At 48.6% G+C, this 20150-nt stretch carries 16 protein-coding genes and 1 pseudogene; 15 read left to right on the forward strand and 2 right to left on the reverse strand.

Annotated elements, in window-relative coordinates:
- Nucleotides 1-5 precede the first annotated feature (5 nt).
- Nucleotides 6-878: a UV DNA damage repair endonuclease UvsE gene (uvsE, locus tag ON064_RS06840; RefSeq protein WP_274624195.1), complete on the reverse strand. Its 873-nt coding sequence runs from the start codon at nucleotides 876-878 to the stop codon at nucleotides 6-8.
- Nucleotides 879-975: 97 nt separating this feature from the next.
- Here uvsE and ON064_RS06845 point away from each other — a divergent pair, with 97 nt between their 5' ends.
- Entirely contained in the window at nucleotides 976-1521 is a 546-nt protein-coding gene (locus ON064_RS06845) for an SRPBCC domain-containing protein (protein ID WP_274624196.1), read from the forward strand.
- A gap of 63 nt (nucleotides 1522-1584) precedes the next feature.
- On the opposite strand, the gene ON064_RS06850 is transcribed toward ON064_RS06845, so the two are convergent.
- Entirely contained in the window at nucleotides 1585-2343 is a 759-nt protein-coding gene (locus tag ON064_RS06850) for an NRDE family protein (protein WP_274624197.1), read from the reverse strand.
- A gap of 259 nt (nucleotides 2344-2602) precedes the next feature.
- Here ON064_RS06850 and ON064_RS06855 point away from each other — a divergent pair, with 259 nt between their 5' ends.
- From ON064_RS06855 to ystJ, 14 genes and pseudogenes are all read left to right on the forward strand, one after another.
- Nucleotides 2603-4273: a diguanylate cyclase domain-containing protein gene (locus tag ON064_RS06855; protein ID WP_274624198.1), complete on the forward strand. Its 1671-nt coding sequence runs from the start codon at nucleotides 2603-2605 to the stop codon at nucleotides 4271-4273.
- A gap of 304 nt (nucleotides 4274-4577) precedes the next feature.
- Nucleotides 4578-7835, forward strand: a complete 3258-nt coding sequence (locus ON064_RS06860; protein WP_274624199.1) for an ATP-binding protein — start codon at nucleotides 4578-4580, stop codon at nucleotides 7833-7835.
- Nucleotides 7836-7853: 18 nt separating this feature from the next.
- Nucleotides 7854-8546, forward strand: a complete 693-nt coding sequence (locus ON064_RS06865) for a response regulator transcription factor (RefSeq protein ID WP_274624200.1) — start codon at nucleotides 7854-7856, stop codon at nucleotides 8544-8546.
- A gap of 220 nt (nucleotides 8547-8766) precedes the next feature.
- Nucleotides 8767-9189: a DUF4870 domain-containing protein gene (locus tag ON064_RS06870; RefSeq protein ID WP_121297993.1), complete on the forward strand. Its 423-nt coding sequence runs from the start codon at nucleotides 8767-8769 to the stop codon at nucleotides 9187-9189.
- A 42-nt stretch (nucleotides 9190-9231) separates the two neighbouring features.
- Nucleotides 9232-10020: a YveK family protein gene (locus ON064_RS06875; protein WP_121297991.1), complete on the forward strand. Its 789-nt coding sequence runs from the start codon at nucleotides 9232-9234 to the stop codon at nucleotides 10018-10020.
- A complete protein-coding gene (locus ON064_RS06880) occupies nucleotides 9956-10654 on the forward strand; it encodes a CpsD/CapB family tyrosine-protein kinase (RefSeq protein WP_274624201.1) in 699 nt (232 codons plus the stop codon). The genes ON064_RS06875 and ON064_RS06880 overlap by 65 nt, the downstream gene beginning before the upstream one ends.
- A 36-nt stretch (nucleotides 10655-10690) precedes the next feature.
- Nucleotides 10691-12550, forward strand: coding sequence for a polysaccharide biosynthesis protein (locus ON064_RS06885; RefSeq protein ID WP_121297988.1), 1860 nt, complete (start codon nucleotides 10691-10693; stop codon nucleotides 12548-12550).
- A 37-nt stretch (nucleotides 12551-12587) separates the two neighbouring features.
- Nucleotides 12588-13976: a phenylacetate--CoA ligase family protein gene (locus ON064_RS06890; protein ID WP_274624202.1), complete on the forward strand. Its 1389-nt coding sequence runs from the start codon at nucleotides 12588-12590 to the stop codon at nucleotides 13974-13976.
- 125 nt (nucleotides 13977-14101) lie between these two features.
- Nucleotides 14102-15214 (forward strand): aminotransferase class I/II-fold pyridoxal phosphate-dependent enzyme, encoded by a 1113-nt coding sequence (locus tag ON064_RS06895; RefSeq protein ID WP_274624215.1) that lies wholly within the window; start codon nucleotides 14102-14104, stop codon nucleotides 15212-15214.
- A 77-nt stretch (nucleotides 15215-15291) separates the two neighbouring features.
- Nucleotides 15292-16434: a YeiH family protein gene (locus ON064_RS06900; protein ID WP_274624203.1), complete on the forward strand. Its 1143-nt coding sequence runs from the start codon at nucleotides 15292-15294 to the stop codon at nucleotides 16432-16434.
- A gap of 122 nt (nucleotides 16435-16556) precedes the next feature.
- The gene (locus ON064_RS06905) at nucleotides 16557-16886 is read left to right on the forward strand and encodes a hypothetical protein (protein WP_121297983.1); all 330 of its coding nucleotides are present in this window, start codon (nucleotides 16557-16559) and stop codon (nucleotides 16884-16886) included.
- A gap of 108 nt (nucleotides 16887-16994) precedes the next feature.
- Nucleotides 16995-17726 (forward strand): hypothetical protein, encoded by a 732-nt coding sequence (locus ON064_RS06910; RefSeq protein ID WP_274624204.1) that lies wholly within the window; start codon nucleotides 16995-16997, stop codon nucleotides 17724-17726.
- A 124-nt stretch (nucleotides 17727-17850) separates the two neighbouring features.
- Nucleotides 17851-18716: pseudogene (locus ON064_RS06915) on the forward strand (3-hydroxyacyl-CoA dehydrogenase family protein).
- A gap of 123 nt (nucleotides 18717-18839) precedes the next feature.
- Nucleotides 18840-20051 carry an NADP-dependent malic enzyme gene (ystJ, locus tag ON064_RS06920; RefSeq protein ID WP_407951597.1) on the forward strand — a complete coding sequence of 404 codons (1212 nt, stop codon included), beginning with the start codon at nucleotides 18840-18842 and terminating at the stop codon, nucleotides 20049-20051.
- The last annotated feature ends 99 nt before the right edge of the window (nucleotides 20052-20150 follow it).

The following is a 20150-nucleotide window of genomic DNA, read 5'->3' on the forward strand; positions in this document are numbered from 1 at the left end:
TTTTGCTATTGGTTTTGGAGTTTGTGGAGAAAAGGCAACACTGCTTGTTCCTTCAGCTTCGCTTCAAACATGATATCGACTTCATAGCCTTCGACAACCTTCAGCAATTCAGCAAAGTCCTCTTCTGAGATGAGGTCATGGTGGCGCAGGTCGGTGAATCCTTCACGGCCGGTGCTGATGTGGATTTTCGGGCGGCCGTATCCTTCCCATGTAGCCAGGATTTCCGAGAAATCAACCGGCTCCCCGTCATTATTGCAATTATGGTGGTGAATATCGAAACAAATCGGCACCTTGCACATGGCGTGCACATCGAGCACATCGCGCAATGTGAAAGTTTTGTCATCATTTTCGAGCCTCAATCGCTGACGGATGCTATCGGACAACATCAAATAATTATCGGCAAAACGCCGTTTGGCAGTTTCTTTATCGCCATATGCCCCGCCTGTGTGCAAGATGATGTCTGTGCCACCGAGCAATTGAATCAATTTGTCGTGGTATTCAAGGTCTTCAATCGATTTCCGGACTACTTCAGGTTTAGGTGAATTCAACACTGTATACTGACCTGGATGTACAGAAACGCGTATTCCGTGTTCATCTACCAATCGGCGGATCTCTCCAGCTATCGCCAGGAAATCTTCATCTTCCCACCAGCGCCAATCATTGATTGGGTGTGTCGATAAGGGGACGATGGAACTCGAAGCGCGGTAAAAAAGAATGCCCTGCTCCAAATTCCAGCGAATGACTTCTAATGTAGTTTCCATATTTTGGATTGTCAATTCTTTGATTTTTTCGACGCCTTCTTTTTCGGCTGTAGCTAGACGCAATGTGCGAAAAACCGTTTTCAACTCGGTGTTCATGCATGCATATCCTAATCTCATCGTTTTCAGCTCCTCCCGCACAATATACCCGATTTAAGTAGAAAACACACGGAACTTGGGTATACTATGAATAAAGACGAGTGAAGGAGGAATTTCAATGACAGCAGAAATCACTAAAAATCCTACCGGCTACAACGCCACATTCGACAGATACTTTGAGCATTCCCCACAGCAAGTATGGGCAATGCTGACAGACAACCACAAAATCCATCGCTGGTTTTCAGGGCTTCAAATGGAAGAAGAAGGCGAATCTGGCCATCTGACACTGGAAATGGGCCATGGGAAAAAGAAGGAATTTCCGATTACCGACTATAAAAAAGGCGAGATTCTTGCGTTTGAATGGGGAGACGACCATGTGCATTTTGATCTGAGCCCGGATGGCCAAGGCACGAGAGTGAAAATGGTCGAAACTTTGCCGGATATTACAGATCAAACCCCGAAAGACGTTGCGGGGTGGCATGTGGCGCTGGATATTATGGAAGCCATTTTAGATGGCCATGGAATAGAGCGCACTTCTGAATGGGAGCGCAGGTCGATTTTGCATAGGAGTTTGAATTTAACCCCAAGCGGATCATTCGCTTGGGGTTTCTTATGGGCTTATTTAATTGGAGATCATTTCTATGGAGAAGAGGCAAATGCATAAAGTTGCTTCCCGGAATTCAATGAGATCTCTAGAAGCGGGTGTAAGCCTTGTTGATGGCTGTTTTCAGGGAATCTGGAATTCGTATTTGCGGTCTTCACGGAACTCGCCGTTTTCGTAGCTGCGTTCAGCGAAAGTGACAAGCCCGTCATGGCCGATGAGCAACACCGTTGCGGACCGCGTCCCGTAGTCAGGCATTTTGATGAACATGGGAGAAAGCGCTCGCTCCAAGTCCAGGCCGACTCCGGTTTTTGGAAGCATGTGGTCGGGCGCTTGTTCGGCATCCGCTAAGATTTCAAACAGCCGGTCAAGTTCCAATTGTTCATTCACCGATACGTAGGCTTCGAGTTTTTCTTTTCCGCGCTCGACTTTCGGCCAAGGCGTGTTCAGGAAATGATTGCTCAATCCATGAGTGCCGGGTGGAACTTTTACCGGTTCTCCATGGATATTGTTGTAATAATAAAGCCCTTCGGCATCGCCGGCGATTAAATTGAATCCGGCATAATCCTGGTCATTGATCGCCCGCAGATAATCTTCGGGAGAGATATGGCCATCAAGAAATTGTGTGACCAGTTCGCCGCGTGACTTGGCGCCAGCTGCCATATGTTCAGGGTCCCGGTAATTGGTCAGCGCAGCGAAGCGGCCGGATTTATTCACGCCGAGCCAAGTGCCCATCTGGCTTAAATCACGGCCGGCGAGAATCCCGGGTAAGTCTTCCCAGAAATGGGCGGGCGCAGCGGGACGGCCATAAAACTCATCGCGATTCGCGGCGACAATCAGTTTGTAGCGGGGGTGCTGCTGGAATTGCAAATTGATCAAACACATAATGGACCCTCCTTAATCGATCCGGTTAGGAATTGAACAATGAAATCATTTAGCCGGATAAAGTTGATTTTATTATAGCGGATAAGGAGGCACTTAGCTCAAAGAGTGCTTGGCGGCTAGGGCAGTGGAACCAGCAGAATTGAAGGTGAAAAAATAGTGGCGGGAACGTTCCTGCTGGATTGAAAATCTGATAAGATGTTAAAGAAGTTAAAACAAGTTAAACAAGTCAGTGGCATTTCTGGGAAGTGGGGTATTGTAGATGGGGAGCAAGCCTGAACGGTTGGCGTTGGAGCGTGTATTGCTCGAAGGTATAGAAGAGATGATTTTCATTGTCAGAGTCGAGCCGGATGCTTGGGTTTATGAATTCATCAACGAGGCGGTAAAAACCAATACTCAGTTGGATGGCTCCGTTCTTGGAAAGTCTTTCGGGGAAGTGCACGAACCAGAAATTGCACAGGAGCTGAAACATTTCTATGAAAAGGCGTTGGCGGAAGGGGCGAGTATTTTTTATGAAGATTCTTACTATGCCCCGAACGGGGAGCTGCGTTACTCCAAGTCGCGCTTGACACCCATGTTTGACGAAATCGGACGTTGCAGCCATATCGTCAGCGTGGTCAATGACGTGACGGAAGAAAAATTGGCAAAACATGCGCGGGAGGAAGCGCTTAACCGTTTGGAGGAAAGCAATGCCAAATACCGTTCCTTATTTGAAAGCAACGGCGATGCGGTATTCACTTTGACATTGGATGGGCAGATCAATGGCGGGAACCGGATGGCCAGGGCGCTTGTCCAGCGGCCGATCAGTGAATTGGCTGGAAGGGATTTCTGTGGCTTGGTTGAGCAAAGCGAACGCGCAAGATCGAAAGAAATCTTCGAGGAAGCGGCAGCGGGTCTCTATAAAGACCACCGGCTGAGCTTGCAATCGAAGGATGGGAATGCTATCGGGTGTTTGGTGAAATTCATCCCGATCAGCGTCCAAGGCAGAGTAACAGGCTATTATATGATGGCGAAAAACATGACCGAGCTGGATAGGCTGGTCAGCAAATATTTGGAAAGTGAGAAAAATTTCAGGGTGATCGCCGAAAATGTTTACGATGTAGTGGTCTTGATGAACAGGCAAAAGGAGTATTTATATGTATCCCCATCGAGCCAGGAGATTTTCGGCATTGCCTCCAAAGAAGCAGTTAAGCAGAAACCATTCTTTAACGTGCATCCAGACGATTTATCGCTTGTGGATCAGCAGTTTCAGGAGGCAGTGCAACAGGCGGGCCCCTATTCCTTGCAGCTGCGCTTCGATCATCCGGGGCGTGGCTGGATTTGGGGGGAGATGAATGGGACCCCAGTCTACGATGAGGAAGGCGCATTCTCCCATATGGTCATGATTGTCCGTGATATTTCAGTGCAGAAGAAATACGAAGCCCAATTGGAATATTATGCATTCCATGATTCGTTAACCGGGCTGCCGAACCGCCGTTATTTCCAGGAATATAGCCGCAACAAACTGAAAAATCAAGAGCAAGCAGACGGGAAAATAGCCTTGGCTGTGTTGGATCTCGATGATTTCAAGCGCATTAATGATGATTATGGACATGATTTCGGTGACATGGTTTTGACGGAATTTGCAGTTCGCTTAGCCAAGTTGGAGAAGGCAGGTTATGTTGCTGCCAGAATGGGCGGTGATGAATTCGTCGTCATTCTGGAAGGTGTGGCCACTGATTCAGAGGCGCTAGCAGTTGCTGAAAAAATCCGTGCGGAGCTTACAGGAGACTGGACCATCCAAGGCAATCAAGTTCCGGTCAATTTCAGCTTAGGGGCAGCTGTAGCCTTATCCGCAGAGGAAAGCATTTCCTCTATTTTAAGGCGGGCGGATAAGGCGATGTACCAAGCAAAAGGAAACGAAATCGATACAATTAAAATATTGCAGCCGTAAGCAGAAGCTTACGGCTTTTTTAATGCTTTCGGACTAAGGGGAATAAAATGATGTAAAAACCATAGTTCTAAATATATATTTGAATATTCGGAAATTAAAATGGTTTTCTTTTCCTGTGAGAAATGATATGATTTCGTTAAATCAATAAACCTAGTTAATATACATAATATGGATTAAAAAAATAAAATATAAATCTTTTGCCTTAGGTCAAATGATTATTTTCTGCGTTTCGTTGTCGCATTCAACACAAGAGCTGCTGAAAACTGCAGATATCTGATAATTCGGATAAAAGAGGTGCTGTTCCATGGGTTATTCCAAGAGAAAGATAAACTCAGCTCTATTCTTTTTTCTCGTATGCTGCATGGCGCTTTCGGGTGCCGGCATGAATACTTCAGCCGATTCCGGCAATCTGCTCGTGCTGGATGATGCCCAGCAAGAAGTTGCTGCGGGCAGCCGGCTTTCTGTTCTGGAAGATGAATCAGGCAATCTGCAAATTGAAGATATCCAACAGCCGCCTCATGCTTGGAATTTTATGCCTGCTAGCAATAACCCGATGAATATCGGTTTTAGCTCATCGGTGTATTGGCTAATGCTGGAAGTGGAAAACATGGCTCATAGCGAGAAGGAATGGCTTCTCGAACTCGGATCTTCGAGCGTCGATCAAGTGAGCCTTTATACAGATGATGGCGAAGGAGGATTTACGGTAGTTCGGAGTGGCCAGGAGGCGGATACTGAAATTATCCATAGAACGGCAGTCTTTCCGATATCTCCGCCCACAGGCGAATCGGCTATTTACTGGATGCGCGTTGAATCTTCTGCGCCGATTCAATTGCCGGTTACCGTTTGGGATCGGGAAGCGTTTGAGAGCCAGACCAGGCAACAGGTCGCGTTTGTCGGTGTGCTCGGTGGGCTCGGCTTAATGTTTTTGTTCTATTATGTCCACCGTTTCATCACAATGCGGCAGCGCGCCTATTTGTATTTCGTCATTTATGCGATAACCGCCTTTTTCCTTTTTTCTTCTGCAGCGGGTTTGAGTCTTGATGTTATTTGGCCGGAGCTGGATTTATGGAATGGCTATAGTGTGTTTTTCATTGTCGGCCTGGCTTCGCTGTCTGCGACACTGCTAACGGAAGGCTTATTGAATACGAAGCGCCATTTGCCTGAAACGGACCGGCTGATCAAGGCATTGCTTTTATTCAATGCAGTTGTTTTAACTACTTTATTCATTTCGTTCGAATGGGCGAGGCTGCTCCTGACGCTGGCTCTTGCTGCGACATTGGTTGTCAGCCTGTTGTTGGCAGTCTACGGGATGAAAAGGGGAGTGGTTCATGCCCGTTACTATATGGTATCTTTGATTTTCTTTTTAGCCGCTGCCGTATTTGATGCACTCTATGTTTCGGGGGTCTTGCCGATTACCATGGCGGCACAAGGCTTGATTTTCTTCTTGGGGGTATTCGCTGTCCTGTTCGCTGCATTGGCGCTGAGGGACAAAGAGAAGATCAGGGAACAAGAAAGGCTTCAGCGCGAGCGCAGTTCCGTTGAACGGCAGCGCATTGAAATCGAGCGGCTTCGTCAAGTCAATGAACGTAAAGATGAGTTGCTTGCCATCACTTCCCATAGCTTGCGTACGCCGCTTTACGGAATGGTGGGGATAGCGGAATCTCTCCAAGAATCCGCTTATAGTAAAATGCCGCCTTCTGTTATCCAACAATTGGAGACGATTTCTGAGAGTGGCAAAAAGCTGGCGCGGATGATCAATGAAACATTGGATTTTTCAGGCCCGAAACACCATATGCTATCTTTGCATCTGGAGAAAGTGAAACTGCCGGGCGTTGCGGATTCCGTGATTCGGTTGTGCACCCCCTTGCTGAAATCGAGCGAAGTTAGCTTAAAGCACACAATTCCCGCTGACTTTCCGGAAGCAATCGCTGATCCCGAACGGGTGCGCCAAGTACTCTATAATCTTGTCGGCAATGCGGTGGAGCATACAGATAGTGGAGAAATCATCATTACTGCAAAAATCATCAAAAAACAAGTCGCCATTACGGTCAAAGATACTGGGAGTGGAATGGAAGAACAGCAACTGGATCGTTTGTTTGAACCAATCGGCAATTCCACAACACCGCATCTAGGCATCGGGATGGGGCTGAAAATCACCAAAAGGCTTGTGGAAATGCAGGGGGGCTGGCTGAAAGCGGAATCGGCCCCTGGGAAAGGCTCTTCTTTTACCTTCACGCTGCCGCTTACAGAAGAACGGGAACAGGAATCCACGCCGCCGACAGAAATCAGGGAACTGACGGCTTCGCAACTGGCAGATTCGCTGATCAAGGAAAAGAACGTCAGGAAAGGGTTGCGCATTTTGGTCGTAGAGGCGGAGGAAGTCAATCGGTTGATGCTGATCCATCAGCTTAAGGGAGAAGGGTATAAGGCGGAAGGCGTCAGCTGTGGCGAAGAAGCGCTCGTGCATTTGGAGAATCGGCCGGCGGACTTGGTCATTCTCGATGACGAGCTTCAGGATATGGCAGGGGACGAACTATGTCGCCGCATAAGAGTCAATGCCACTCTGACGGAATTGCCGATTTTGATGTTGTCCGACAAGGAAAGCGTCAAGGAAAAAACGAATGCGTTCAGTGCAGGGGCCAACGATTATTTAGTGAAACCATGTGATGTCGAAGAATTTTTGATGAGAGTGGAAACGCTTGCTACGCTTCGCAGCATGACACAGGAAATCACCAATTTGAATTTCTTCCTTGAACGCAACGTCAAAGAGCGGACGATGGCTTTGGAGATCACCAATATGAACTTATTGACGGTGAATGACGAAATCCAGGAAGTCGAAAAATCCCGCAATGAGATGCTGTCGGCGATTTCGCATGAACTGGGCACACCGATCACCTTGATCCATAGCTATATCCAGGCTGTAAAAGAGAGTTTGATCGAGGAAAACAATCCCCGGTATTTGGATATGATCCACAAAAAACTTTTGTTGCTCGAGCGCTTGACGGAAGACCTAGTCGAGTTATCGAAATACAAATCGGGAAATATGACGCTGCGTTTCGGAGAATTGAAGCTTGATGAGTGGCTGGAGCGGATCGCGGCTTCGATGGAAGCGGATCTTGCACAAAGCGGCAGGCGCTTTCATTTTGTAGGGCCTGGCGGAAAAGAACGGCCAGCTGATTGGCGGCTTTTGGTCGACGTGGACCGTGTCGACCAAGTTTTCTCGAATTTATTATGGAACGCGGTCAAGCACACATCGCCGGAAGAAGGGCGCATCACTTTATCGACAAGCATCCGGGCAAGCGCACATGTACTGGACGAAACGGAAGCGGACGGCGAATTGATCATCCGTGTAGAAGATAATGGATGCGGAATTCAAAAAGAGGCGTTGCCGCATATATTCGACCGGTTTTTCAAAATCGATGAATCGATCCATTATAAAGGAAGCGGGCTTGGCCTTGCGATTGCCAAAGAAATCATCCAATCACATAAAGGCGAAATCTGGGCAGAAAGCGAAGAAGGCGCAGGCAGCACATTCATCATTGCCCTGCCCTTGAGATACTAACAAATGGGAGGGATTTTCATGAACAGTGCGACTGTATTGATTGTCGAAGACGAAGACGGCATCCGCGAATTGATGCGTTTGTTCCTGGTAAAGAAAGGCTATAAAATCATCGAGGCGGAAGATGGTTATGAAGCGATGGACGTGCTGTCAAAAGAAACTCCGGACCTGATCTTGCTGGATATCGAAATGCCTGGCATGAGCGGCTTGGAATTGTGCGAGAAAATCCGGATACGGACCAAGACGCCGATCCTTTTCGTCAGCTATAGGAAAGAACTCGCCTATAAAATCCAAGGGCTGGAAGTGGGCGGCGATGATTATATCACCAAGCCCTTTGATTTCACAGAGCTGGAAGCGCGCGTCAAAGCGATCCTGCGCCGCAATGGCTGGAAGAGCGGGGAAGAGGACAAGTTATCGATCCTGAAATTCGGCGACCTTCATATCCATGTTGATTCACGCGAGCTGTATGTGAAGGGTAAGCCCGTGAAACTTTACCATAAAGAATTTCAATTATTGCTCTTGATGGCCCAAACGCCGAACCGCGTCTGGACAGCCGAGCAATTATACGACCAAGTGTGGGGCTATTATTCAGAAGGCGATGTCCAAACCGTCAAGGTCCACATCAGCAACCTGCGCCGGAAAGTAGAGAACGATCCGGCAACTCCGCGATATATCCAGACAGTCCGGGGATTCGGGTATAAGTTCACCAATTGAAGATGGAAAGGCCGATCATGTTGCCGAAGGGGCGAACGGGTCGGCTTTTTTATTTGCGGAAAATCCCAGGGAACTTTGCGCGTAAGCACGACGAAAGCGCCATTATTAATTAATTTATTAGATAAATAAAACTAGTGAAACTATTTAACTTTGTTTTAACCTGCTCTCTTTAGTATGGGTCTTAACCGATAGGAAGACAGATATCAAGGAGGAAAAGCAGATGATTGAGAACAAAATCAAGATGACGAATGAACCGCCTGTCAATTTCGAGCAGCAAACCGTCTTCAAGCAGAGCCGGGAAGCCCCGAGCACACAGCCTTCCATCACCGGGCTAGGCCTTTCGGAAAATGTGGCAGGGTCGCTTGCGTATTTGCTCGGGTTTTTCTCGGGTTTCATCCTATTGATGGTTGAGCGGGAAAACCGTTTCGTCCGTTACCACGCTTTCCAGTCCGTATACGTCTCGATTCTTTTTTTCACATTGTTTACAGCAGCCGGCATGATGCCGATGACAGGATGGGTGGCCGAAGTACTATTGATGCCGATCGGCTTAGTGCTATGGATCATCCTCATGTTGAACGCACATAACGGCAAAGCGCTGCGCCTGTGGATCATCGGCCGCTTTGCAGAAAAACAGCTCCATTGAACAAGCAAAATCACCCCGTACATGGGGATATGAGGTGAAGACATGGAAAGTACATTCAATATGAAAGAATTTTTCAAGAACTTGAAGAAACGCCTGCCGCTCATCATCGCGATGACTGTCGCTTTTGTCGCCATCGCGGCAGCTGTCAGTTATTTATGGATGAAGCCGGTCTATCAGGCATCGACTCAGATCCTCGTCAATAAAGCTCCGGCAAATGCGCAGGAGTTCAGCATGCAGGATATCGATACGAATCTTCAATTGATCAGCACCTATAACGTTATCATCAAGAGCCCGGCGATTTTGACGGAAGTCATCAATGAACTCGGGCTTAATGAAACGGTGCAGTCATTGAACGAACGGATTGAAGTCTCCAGCATCGAAGATTCACAAGTCGTGACGCTAGAAGTCGAAGACGGTTCGATGCAGCAGGCGGTATTGATCGCCAATACGACCGCCAAAGTGTTTGAACAGGAAATCCGCAATTTGATGCGTGTCGACAATGTCAGCATACTCGCCCCTGCCACCATGCCTGCAAGCCCTGAGCCGGTCAAGCCGGATCCTCTGTTCAATATGGCCGTCGGTGCGATTATCGGCTTCATGCTCGGAACTGGACTTGCGATTGTCCTCGATCAATTGAACACGACGGTGCGCACGGAAGAAGATATCGATGAATTGCTTGGCCTGCAAGTGCTCGGCGTGGTAAGCCCGGTCGGCGACTTGGACAGAACGGATAAACCATCGAAACATACTGACAGAATGGAGTTGGATGAGAATGTTGAACCAGACAGCGTCAAAACGGCCGCTCGCCCGAAAGTTGGTAGCACGTATTAAGCCGAATTCGGTGATCAGCGAACAATATCGCACGATCCGCACGACCATCAACTTTTCCTTGCCAGGAAACGAAATGAAGACTTTATTGTTCACTTCCGCTTCGAAAGAGGAAGGCAAATCGACGACTTCAGCCAATATGGCCGTCGTCTTTGCGGAATCCGGAAAAAAAGTGCTGCTCGTCGATGCGGATATGCGCAAACCGACGTTGCACCACACCTTCAATTTGAACAATCATATCGGCTTGTCGAATTTATTGGTCGGCAAAGGGGAGCTTGAGCAAAGTGTGCGCGATAGCGGCATCCGTGGCCTGGAACTGCTGACATCAGGGCAGATTCCGCACAATCCGGCAGAACTACTGGATTCACCGGTACTGGATCGATTGGTCGTTGAGATGAAGGAACGCTACGATTTGATCATCTTCGATTCGCCGCCGATCCTGTCGGTGACGGATTCCAAGATCTTGGCGAATAAATGCGACGGCACTGTGCTCGTCGTCAATACTGGAAAAACCGAAAAGCAAAGCGCAATCAAGGCGCGCGACAGCCTAGCGACTTCCAAAGCTTATATCGTCGGAGTCGTGATGAATAATTACAAACTCAGCAAGGACCATTATTACAGCCATGAATACAATTGATAAGGGGTACCTGCGCGAGGTGAAGGAGCTAATGACATGACGATTACTAAACGCTATACTTCATTGTTCATAATTGACTCGCTGATCATCCTCTCAGCAACGTATCTCTGTTATTTGTTTTTGCTGCCGTTCGACAACATCATGTCAAACCGCCTGCTATTGCTGATGACGATTACATTGTTCATTGCCCATCATTCCTTTGCCTGGCACTACGGGCTATACCGGAAAGTGTGGGCATACGCTTCGGTCCACGAGCTGAAGTCGATCGTCAAAGCGGTCACTTTGACGATGTTCGTCGCGACAGTGATGCAATATATCCAGACCGGCGGGGTGTTTGTCCGGATCCTGGCGCTGACATGGATGTTCCTCATTCTATTCCTCGGGGCATCGCGTTTTTCATTCCGCTTGTATCATGAGCGCGAGCCGCGTAAAGGTGAAGGGCAATTAAGCCGCACGATCGTTGTCGGTGCGGGTGAAGCCGGGCGCATGATTGTTCGGCAGATGAAGCAGAATCCGCAATGGGGACGAAAGCCGATTCTTTTCATTGATGATGACCGGACAAAATGGGGTCTGGAAATATTTGGATTAGGAGTGGCGGGGCCGATTTCTGAAATTCCGCGTTTGGCCGCACACAACGAGATTGACCAGATCGTTATCGCCATTCCCTCGCTGTCGAAGAGGGAAATGGCTGAAGTGACAACACTGTGTATTGAAACCGGACTTAAAGTACAGACGATTCCGCGAATTGAAGATTTAATGGTAGGCAAAGTCAAAGTCAGCGATATCCGTGACGTGAAAATCGAAGATCTTCTTGGCCGCGAAGAGGTTCGCCTGGATATGGAAGCATTGACTGAAAAAATCGCAGGAAAGAGCATTATGGTCACTGGCGCCGGTGGATCAATCGGTTCAGAGATATGCCGCCAGATCAGTGTTTTCAAACCGGCGCGCCTTCTTTTGCTTGGCCATGGCGAAAACTCGATTTACACGATCGACCGTGAGTTGCGTGCAAAAGTGCCACAAGAAATCGATATTGTTCCGATCATTGCGGATATCCAGGACCGTGAACGGATTTTTGAAATGGTCGGTAAATTCAAGCCCGACATCATTTATCACGCCGCTGCCCACAAGCATGTGCCTTTGATGGAAGCGAATCCGCTTGAAGCGGTGAAGAACAACATTTTTGGGACAAAGAATGTGGCAGAAGCGGCAGATCGCCACGGCGTCGGCAACTTCGTCATGATTTCTACCGATAAAGCCGTTAATCCCCCGAATATCATGGGAGCTTCTAAACGATTTGCAGAAATGATCGTCCAGAATTTAGCGGTTTCTTCTGATACGACATTCGCCGCAGTGCGATTCGGCAATGTACTCGGCTCTAGAGGAAGTGTCGTGCCGCTGTTCCGTGAACAAATCGCGAAAGGCGGCCCTGTCACTATCACTGATCCGAAAATGACCCGCTATTTCATGACGATTCCGGAAGCTTCCCGCCTGGTGATTCAGGCAGGCATGCTCGCATCCGGCGGTGAAGTGTTCGTGCTGGACATGGGAGAACCGGTGAAAATCGTCGACTTAGCCCGCAATATGATCCGTTTGTCCGGTTTTGAAGAGGATGAGATTCAAATCAAGTACACGGGCATGCGGCCGGGTGAAAAACTCTATGAGGAATTGCTGGATCCGAGTGAAATCCAATCGGAAAAAGTGTTTGCGAAAATCCATATCGGCAAAGCCACACCGATCAGCCAAGTGGAAATTAGCCGGATTTTGAAGAAGCTTCCTGAAATGGAAGAACAGGAAATCCGCGACACTTTATTGAAACTCGCGAATCGCCCGAAAGAAGACAAGGTAAAAGAAACAGCTTGGAAAGAACAATGGAAGATCGAAGGGGGATTGGCCTGATTACAGTTTCTGCCTAGAAGCGCAGGGGGGATGCAAAGTGAAGCTGCTATCAACGGAACTGTATGGGAATTCTCCCGTCTACCTCCAAAGTCTGTTGCTCAGTTTACGTGAATATGCCAATTCACGGAAAAGATATGGCATGGGCTATTATCGCTTTCTTCATCAACTTTCGGGCATGAACGAGAATGACCAGCAATCAGAAGAGCGGTATCAAGACCAGGAACTTCGCTCGCTTCTCCGCCATGCTGCCGAGCATAGTGCATTTTACCGGGATTTTTATGGGGAGGACTTGGCTGATATCCGAGTTGCCAGTGATTTAAGGCAGCTTCCGGTTATCGAAGAAGCGCTTTTTAATGAACGGATTGATGAAATCCGTACGCAAACTGGCCGTAAGAAAAGGGCGGAAGCTGAAATCTCGGAACCAGGCCAATCACCACGTTTATGGCTGAGCAACTTGGATCTGCAAAAACAAACCGCAGCTATGGATCATTTCAAGAAGCAGCATGGGGCAATCAACCTGGACATGAAGCGTGCGACGTTCTATCGTGGGGATTTTGTTCCTATCGGGCAGAAAGAAGGTGCGTTCTGGCGTGATATTTACTATCTCAATCAGCGCCTATATTCAGCCCATCATTGCACGGAGCCTTATCTTTCAGCTGTGATCCGCAACTTGAATGATTTCGGTCCTGATTTCATCGATGGTTTATCTGAATCAATTGTAACGATAGCCCGTTTCATCAACGATCACCGGCTTCTATTGGATTTTCAAGCTGTGGCCGTTTTTGTGGAAACGGGAATATTGTCTGAAAGCGAACGATTGGAGATCGAAAGCGCGTTTGGTTGCCCTGTCCGCAGGTGGAGCATGGCGACCGAACGTTCCCCATTTCTTTCTGAATGTGCTGTCGGGAATCTGCACTTCAATATGCGGACAGGGGTGTTGGAGTTTACCGACAAAGGTGAAGTTCTCTTGACCCGCTTCCATACAAAAGGGACGCCGCTGATCCGGCTGAAGATTCAAGAACAGTGGATGCCGGTGCATTGTCCGTGTCCATGCGGCAGTGTACATCCGGTAGTCCGCAAGCCATTCAAGCCAATATCCGGCTTTTTGCAATCGAGGAGCAGAGGCAAGGTGACAAGTTTGTATTTGGCGACGGTGCAAGGGAAATTCCAGCAAGCTGCGCCTTCCATGCAGTTCGTTCAGAACTCTCTGGATGCGATTGAAATATGGCTCAGTGGAACTGATTTCGTTCCTCCGCAACTTGAACAAGATATTATCCAGGAAATGACAGGCATATTCGGTGAGGATATGATTTTTACCGTGAAAGGCCGCTCGAATGACCTGTCGGAAGAAACCGGTCCTGCCGGCTTGATCATCAATAATTTGCAATTCCCGCGAACTTGCCAAAGTGATTACAGCACGGACTGAACGTGCGAAGAAAGAAGAGGAGGCTGTTGTACATGAACATTCGACAGGATGCAGGAACATCGGTTGTACCCTTTCCGGTTCCGGTTAAAGAAACAGGTGATAGGATTTTTCTTTCTGCCCCGCACATGACGGGGAATGAGCAGAAGTATATCAGCGAGGCGTTCGAGTCCAATTGGATTGCGCCGATGGGGGCGAATGTCAATCAGTTCGAAACAGAAATGGCGGCGTATGCCACGACTCAGGCAGCGGCTGCCTTATCTTCAGGGACTGCCGCAATCCATCTGGCTTTACAACTATTGGGCATCGGTAAAGGAGACCGTGTTTTCTGTTCCAGTTTGACGTTTGTGGCGAGTGCCAATCCGATTCTCTACGCTGGGGCGGAACCTGTCTTTATCGATTCAGAAGAAGAAACGTGGAATATGTCTCCCTGGGCGCTGCAAAAAGCATTCGCGGCCGCAGAACAAGAGGGCAAACTTCCAAAAGCGGTGATCATTGTACATATATATGGACAAAGCGCCCGCATGGATGAACTTCTTGCCCTTTGTAATCATTACGGGGTGCCCATCATCGAAGATGCAGCGGAATCGCTTGGTTCCACTTATAAAGGCAAGAAAACGGGGAGTCTCGGGACGTACGGAATTTATTCATTCAATGGCAACAAGATCATCACGACGTCCGGAGGTGGCATGTTAGTGTCAAATGACAGAAAAGGAGTGGCGCAAGCACGATTTCTCGCTTCCCAGGCGAAAGATAACGCCCCATTTTATGAACATAGCCGTGTCGGATATAATTACCGGATGAGCAATGTGCTGGCAGGCGTCGGGCGTGCACAACTCGAGGCGATCGAACTGCGCGTCTCGGCCCGCCGAGCTGTCTTCGGCCGCTATGTTTCTGCGCTCGGCAAGCATGAAGCGGTGAAATTCCAGCCGGAACTTGAAGGTACCCGTTCGAACCGCTGGTTGACAGTCATGCTGCTTGACCCGGCTAGAACCGACCGGTCGCCGGATTATATCCGTGAATGGCTGGAATCGGAAAATATCGAATCGCGCCGTGTATGGAAGCCGCTTCATCTGCAGCCATTGTTTGCGGGCTGCAAATTCTATTCGCATAATCCGCATGGCAAGACGGCTGTCAGCGAAAAATTATTTGCGGAAGGGCTTTGCCTGCCTTCAGGATCTGACTTGCAACCAGAGCAGCAACAACGCATCATCGGGCTGCTTGAAGAAGTCTTAGCTTAAACGCCCTTAGACGGAGCCGCATTTTGGTGGTACGATTAGTACGAAATCAAAAGACGGTTCGCAAGGAGCAGATGAGCGTGAGTGAAAACACGAAAAATCAGCGAATGGTCAGGCTGCTTCCAGGCCTGGCCCTTTGTTTGTTGGTTATATGGGCAGGAATTTATGGTGCGGATTTAATCGGCGCGGCACTCGGGGCGGCCGGGCTATTGCCGGAAGGCGGAAAAAGCCCAGTGTCAGGAATTTTTGTGGCGATCCTGTTGGGGATCATCATCCGCAATACAGTAGGCTTGCCGGAGATCTTCATTAGCGGCGTCGGTTTTGCAGTCAAATACGCCTTGCGGGCAGGCATTATCCTGCTCGGTTTGCGCTTGAGTTTGACGGAAGCTTTAACGCTCGGGGCGTGGGGCATGCCGCTCATCATAGCCTGTATCACAGTAGGAATCAGCGTCACTTTGTTTTTTACCAAACTATTTGGGCAGTCCAACCGGCTTGGCGCATTGATCGCAAATGGCACGGGCATATGCGGCGTAACCGCCATTATGGCGACAGCACCGGTAATCCGCGCAAAAGAGAACGAAATTTCGTACGCCATCGCCAATATTACGGTTTTCGGGCTATTGGGCATGTTGTTCTATCCATACCTTGCCCATTTCTTTTTTGCAGATGAGCCGATCAAAGCCGGGTTGTTCCTTGGCACCGCCATACACGACACTGCGCAAGTAACCGGTGCTGCGTTGATGTATGAGCAAATGTACGGCTCGACACTGGCGCTTGACGTGGCGACCATCACGAAGTTGACGCGCAATCTGTTCATCATTGCCGTGATTCCGCTGATCGCGTATTTGTTCTTCCGGAGCGAGGGACAGGACGGGAACCCCATGCCGAAATGGTATAAATTGTTTCCATTTTTCATTCTAGGGTTTCTTCTGCTGTCGTTTCTCCGTACTATCGGGGATGCGACGCTCGCTTCAGGCGGGCAGGCGTTCGGCATTTTCAGCGCCTCGGGCTGGGAAGAATTCTACAGCTTTTGGAGTTCGTTCGGATCTACCTATATGCTCGGCCTCGCGATGGCAGGCGTCGGGTTATCGACCAACTTGAAAATATTCCGCGGGATGGGATTGAAGCCGTTTTACATCGGCTTGATCGCGGCCATCTCTGTCGGGGTAGTCAGTTTATTGCTCATTTCGCTATTCGGCGATTTGGTGCAGCTGGCGTATTGATTGGAAATCACCTGTGTGTCTAGAAGAGGCGTACAGGTGATTTTTTATGGACTCGGAAACCTGTTTTCCAAAAGCTTGCTGAGGGTATGGACAAGTAATAGTGTTAAAAGGAGGAGAAGAGAATGAATATAGAAGCCGAACGCGATCTTTTGAAAGACGAATATGGCAATTATTATGTCGTCTCCTACGCGACGAAAGATTCCTTGACTGTGGTGAACGCGGCGCTTTATCATGCTTTCAACCAAGAGCTCACAGACGAGTTTGTGGCAGAAGTGAAGCGTAAATATCCAAAAGGCGTAGCCGTGGGGGTTTATTTTGCGGATCTTGTACATGAACAGATCGAGAAACTTGAAGACCCGGAATTTCGAGGACATATTTACGATTTAAACGAAGTGCGGAAAGAATACGATATCCATCTAAAGCCCATTTATCACGATTCACTCCATCTTTGATTAGCCGGAGGCGCACAGGAAGTTCGAATCAATTCCGTTAATAAATAACTGAATATTCGGTTTATCATCAGGCTGTTAGCCGTAATATTTAAAAAAGGAGGAGAGTTGATGAAATATTGGCTTGGTTTTGGAGGGGTGGCACTGATGCTTACAGTGGCTGGCTGCGGAACACAGGATACGGTAACAGAGGAACCTGAAGAAGATACGGTGCAGGAAGAGGCAAGCCAAGATGAGGCGACAGAAGCAAAACAGGAGGAAACGCCAGCTGAAGGCACGAGCGGCGACAGCCATGACGGCGGCCAGGCAGCCGTCGATCCATATGATTATTTCCTTGAAGATGGGTCGATTGCCAGATTTGAAGGATATGGAAATGAATTTGCCGAATTTACGCTGAAAACCGATTACATGGAAGCAAACCACGTCGCAACGTATGAAGACAATGGCGGAACCGTCGTTCTCAAAGTCTTCCGACTGCATGAAGATCGCATCGAGCTCGTTAAACAGGAAGGTGAGTTTTACGATGACTACACGGCAAGCTTCGAAGAATTGGAAGCCTTGGAAGTGATTTCGACTTACCTGGAATTTCCGATCGAAGAAGGCCAGGAAATCGGTGACGCGACTGTGGTGGAAACTGGCACAAGCCTAGAGACGCCATATCAAAATTTTGATGATGTTTTCGTGCTTGAATCAATGACAGAAGACGGTTCGATCAACCGCAATTATTTCGTAGAGGGTTACGGAGAAGTGAAACGTGAATTCCGTGCAAATGCCGATGACTCCGATGAAATGGCGATCACGTCTACACTCGCCTCCATCAAACTTGCCGAAGAAAAGAAGTAGACAGGCGATTTCATTGAAAAAGCCCGCTGATTTAGCGGGCTTTTTCGCTGTACAATGGAGGTGTCATTACTAGCTAAAGGAGAGGGTCAAGATGGGAAATATCACGATTATCGGCGCTGGAACAATGGGGCATTCAATTGCATTGTCAGCGGCATGGAGCGGCCAGTCAGTAAGTATATTCGGGGTGGACGCCCGAGATCTGGAAACAGCGCAAAAAGGGTTTGAAATAAAACTGCGCCTCATGGCAGACAATGAACTGATCGACAATGAACAAGCCAAGGAGGTAGCGGAGCGTGTGGCCTTCACGAGTTCTTTGGAAAAAGCGGTGGAAAATGCAGAATTCATCATAGAGGCTGTACCTGAAAATATAGGGTTGAAGCATCAAATCTACCAGCAGTTGGAGGGCTTGATCGCAAACGATATTATCATTACCAGCAATAGCTCGGGGTTGATGCCGACTGCCCTCGCCGAAGGAATGAAACATCCGGAACGCTTCGTGTTGACACATTTCTGGAATCCGGCACATTTAATCCCGCTCGTGGAAATCGTTGGCGGCGAGAAAACCAGTGAACAAACTTTGCAACGAACGAAAGCGCTCATCGAGCAGATGAACAAGCAAGCTGTACTATTGAAAAAAGAACTCCCTGGCTTTATCGGAAACCGGCTTCAATTCGCTTTGTTCCGTGAAGCACAGGCTTTGCTGGATGCGGGGGTGGCGTCGAAAGAAGATATCGATGCAGCCGTCACGTATAGCATCGGCAGGCGCGTGGTTTGGATATTTTTTATGCGATTTCGGATTATCTGTTCGAGGACCTGTCGACAGAACAAAAGCCGGGCCGCACGCTGAGTGAATTAGCAAAAAGTGGCAAGCTTGGGAACAAGACAGGAAGCGGCTTTTACGAGTGGCCGGAAGCGCAATCGAGAGCTGTGCAAGCTGAACGGGAAGAAGCGTTGATTCACTTCCTTAAACAGGATATGGAAAAAGAATGATATAGGCTCATCATTTCTCTATCAGCCTAAAGTCTGAAATTAATCAGAATTATAAGAAAAGTCTTTCAATTTGACGTGGAGGCGATATAATAAACAATTATAATCAAAAGGGAGATGAGGCAAATGACCGATTTGAAAAACGATTCGCTGGACTTGCATAGACGGCATCAAGGGAAATTGGAGATTCGTTCAAAAGTGGCTGTGGAAAACGAGAGGGATTTGAGCCTCGCCTACTCTCCTGGCGTAGCGGCACCGTGCCGTGAAATTCATGCGGATCCAAGCAAAGTGCATGACTACACGATGAAAGGCAATACAGTTGCAGTCATAACTGACGGCACCGCCGTACTCGGACTCGGCAATATCGGCCCGCAAGCAGCACTCCCGGTCATGGAAGGGAAAGCTTTATTGTTCAAGGAATTTGCCGGTGTGGATGCTTTCCCGATCTGCCTGGATACGACAGATGCTGAAGAAATCATCCGAACCGTCAAATTGCTCGAGCCGGGCTTCGGCGGCGTCAATCTGGAAGACATTGCCGCCCCAACCTGCTTCATCGTGGAGCAGCGACTGAAACAGGAAATGAACATCCCGGTGTTTCATGATGACCAGCACGGCACTGCAATTGTAACGCTGGCTGGCCTCATCAATTCATTGAAATTGGTCGAAAAGGAAATCGAAGACGTAAAAGTGGTCGTGAATGGCGCCGGTGCGGCAGGCATCGCCATCGTCAAATTGCTGGCGAAATTCGGGTTTGGCCATATTATCATGTGCGACACGAAAGGCGCCATATACAACGGTCGCCCGAATGGCATGAATCCCTTCAAGGCAGAAGTTGCGGAAATGAGCAATTACCAGATGGAACAAGGGCAATTGGCAGATGTCATCGCAGGTGCCGACGTCTTTGTCGGCGTATCGGCAGAAGGCGCATTGACGGAAAACATGGTACGCTCGATGAATGAAGATCCGGTCATCTTTGCGATGGCGAACCCGAATCCGGAAATTTTGCCGCATGCTGCGAAATCAGCCGGTGCGCGGGTCATCGGGACAGGGCGTTCCGATTTTGCCAACCAGGTCAATAATGTGCTGGCGTTTCCTGGGTTGTTCCGAGGCGCCCTTGACGTACAGGCAAGCGATATCAATGACGCAATGAAAATCGCAGCGGTTGAAGCGATCGCTGCTTTGATTGCTACCCATGAACTTCACGAAGATTATGTGATACCGAAGCCGTTCGACCCGCGCGTTGCACAGGCGGTCGCTGAAGCAGTCGCAAGGGCTGCTGAAGAAACGGGTGTTGCCAAAGTATCGCTCAAAGTGCCTGCCCAGCAGATTGTCTTATGATAAATAGAAGAAAGCCTGAATTCCCCTCCCCCTGGAATTCAGGCTTTCTTAAGTTTAGCGACAAGTACAAAGGCATGAAAAAAAGACTGTCCAGTTTCG

Source organism: Planococcus sp. A6 (genome assembly GCF_028823615.1).
GTDB lineage: Bacteria > Bacillota > Bacilli > Bacillales_A > Planococcaceae > Planococcus.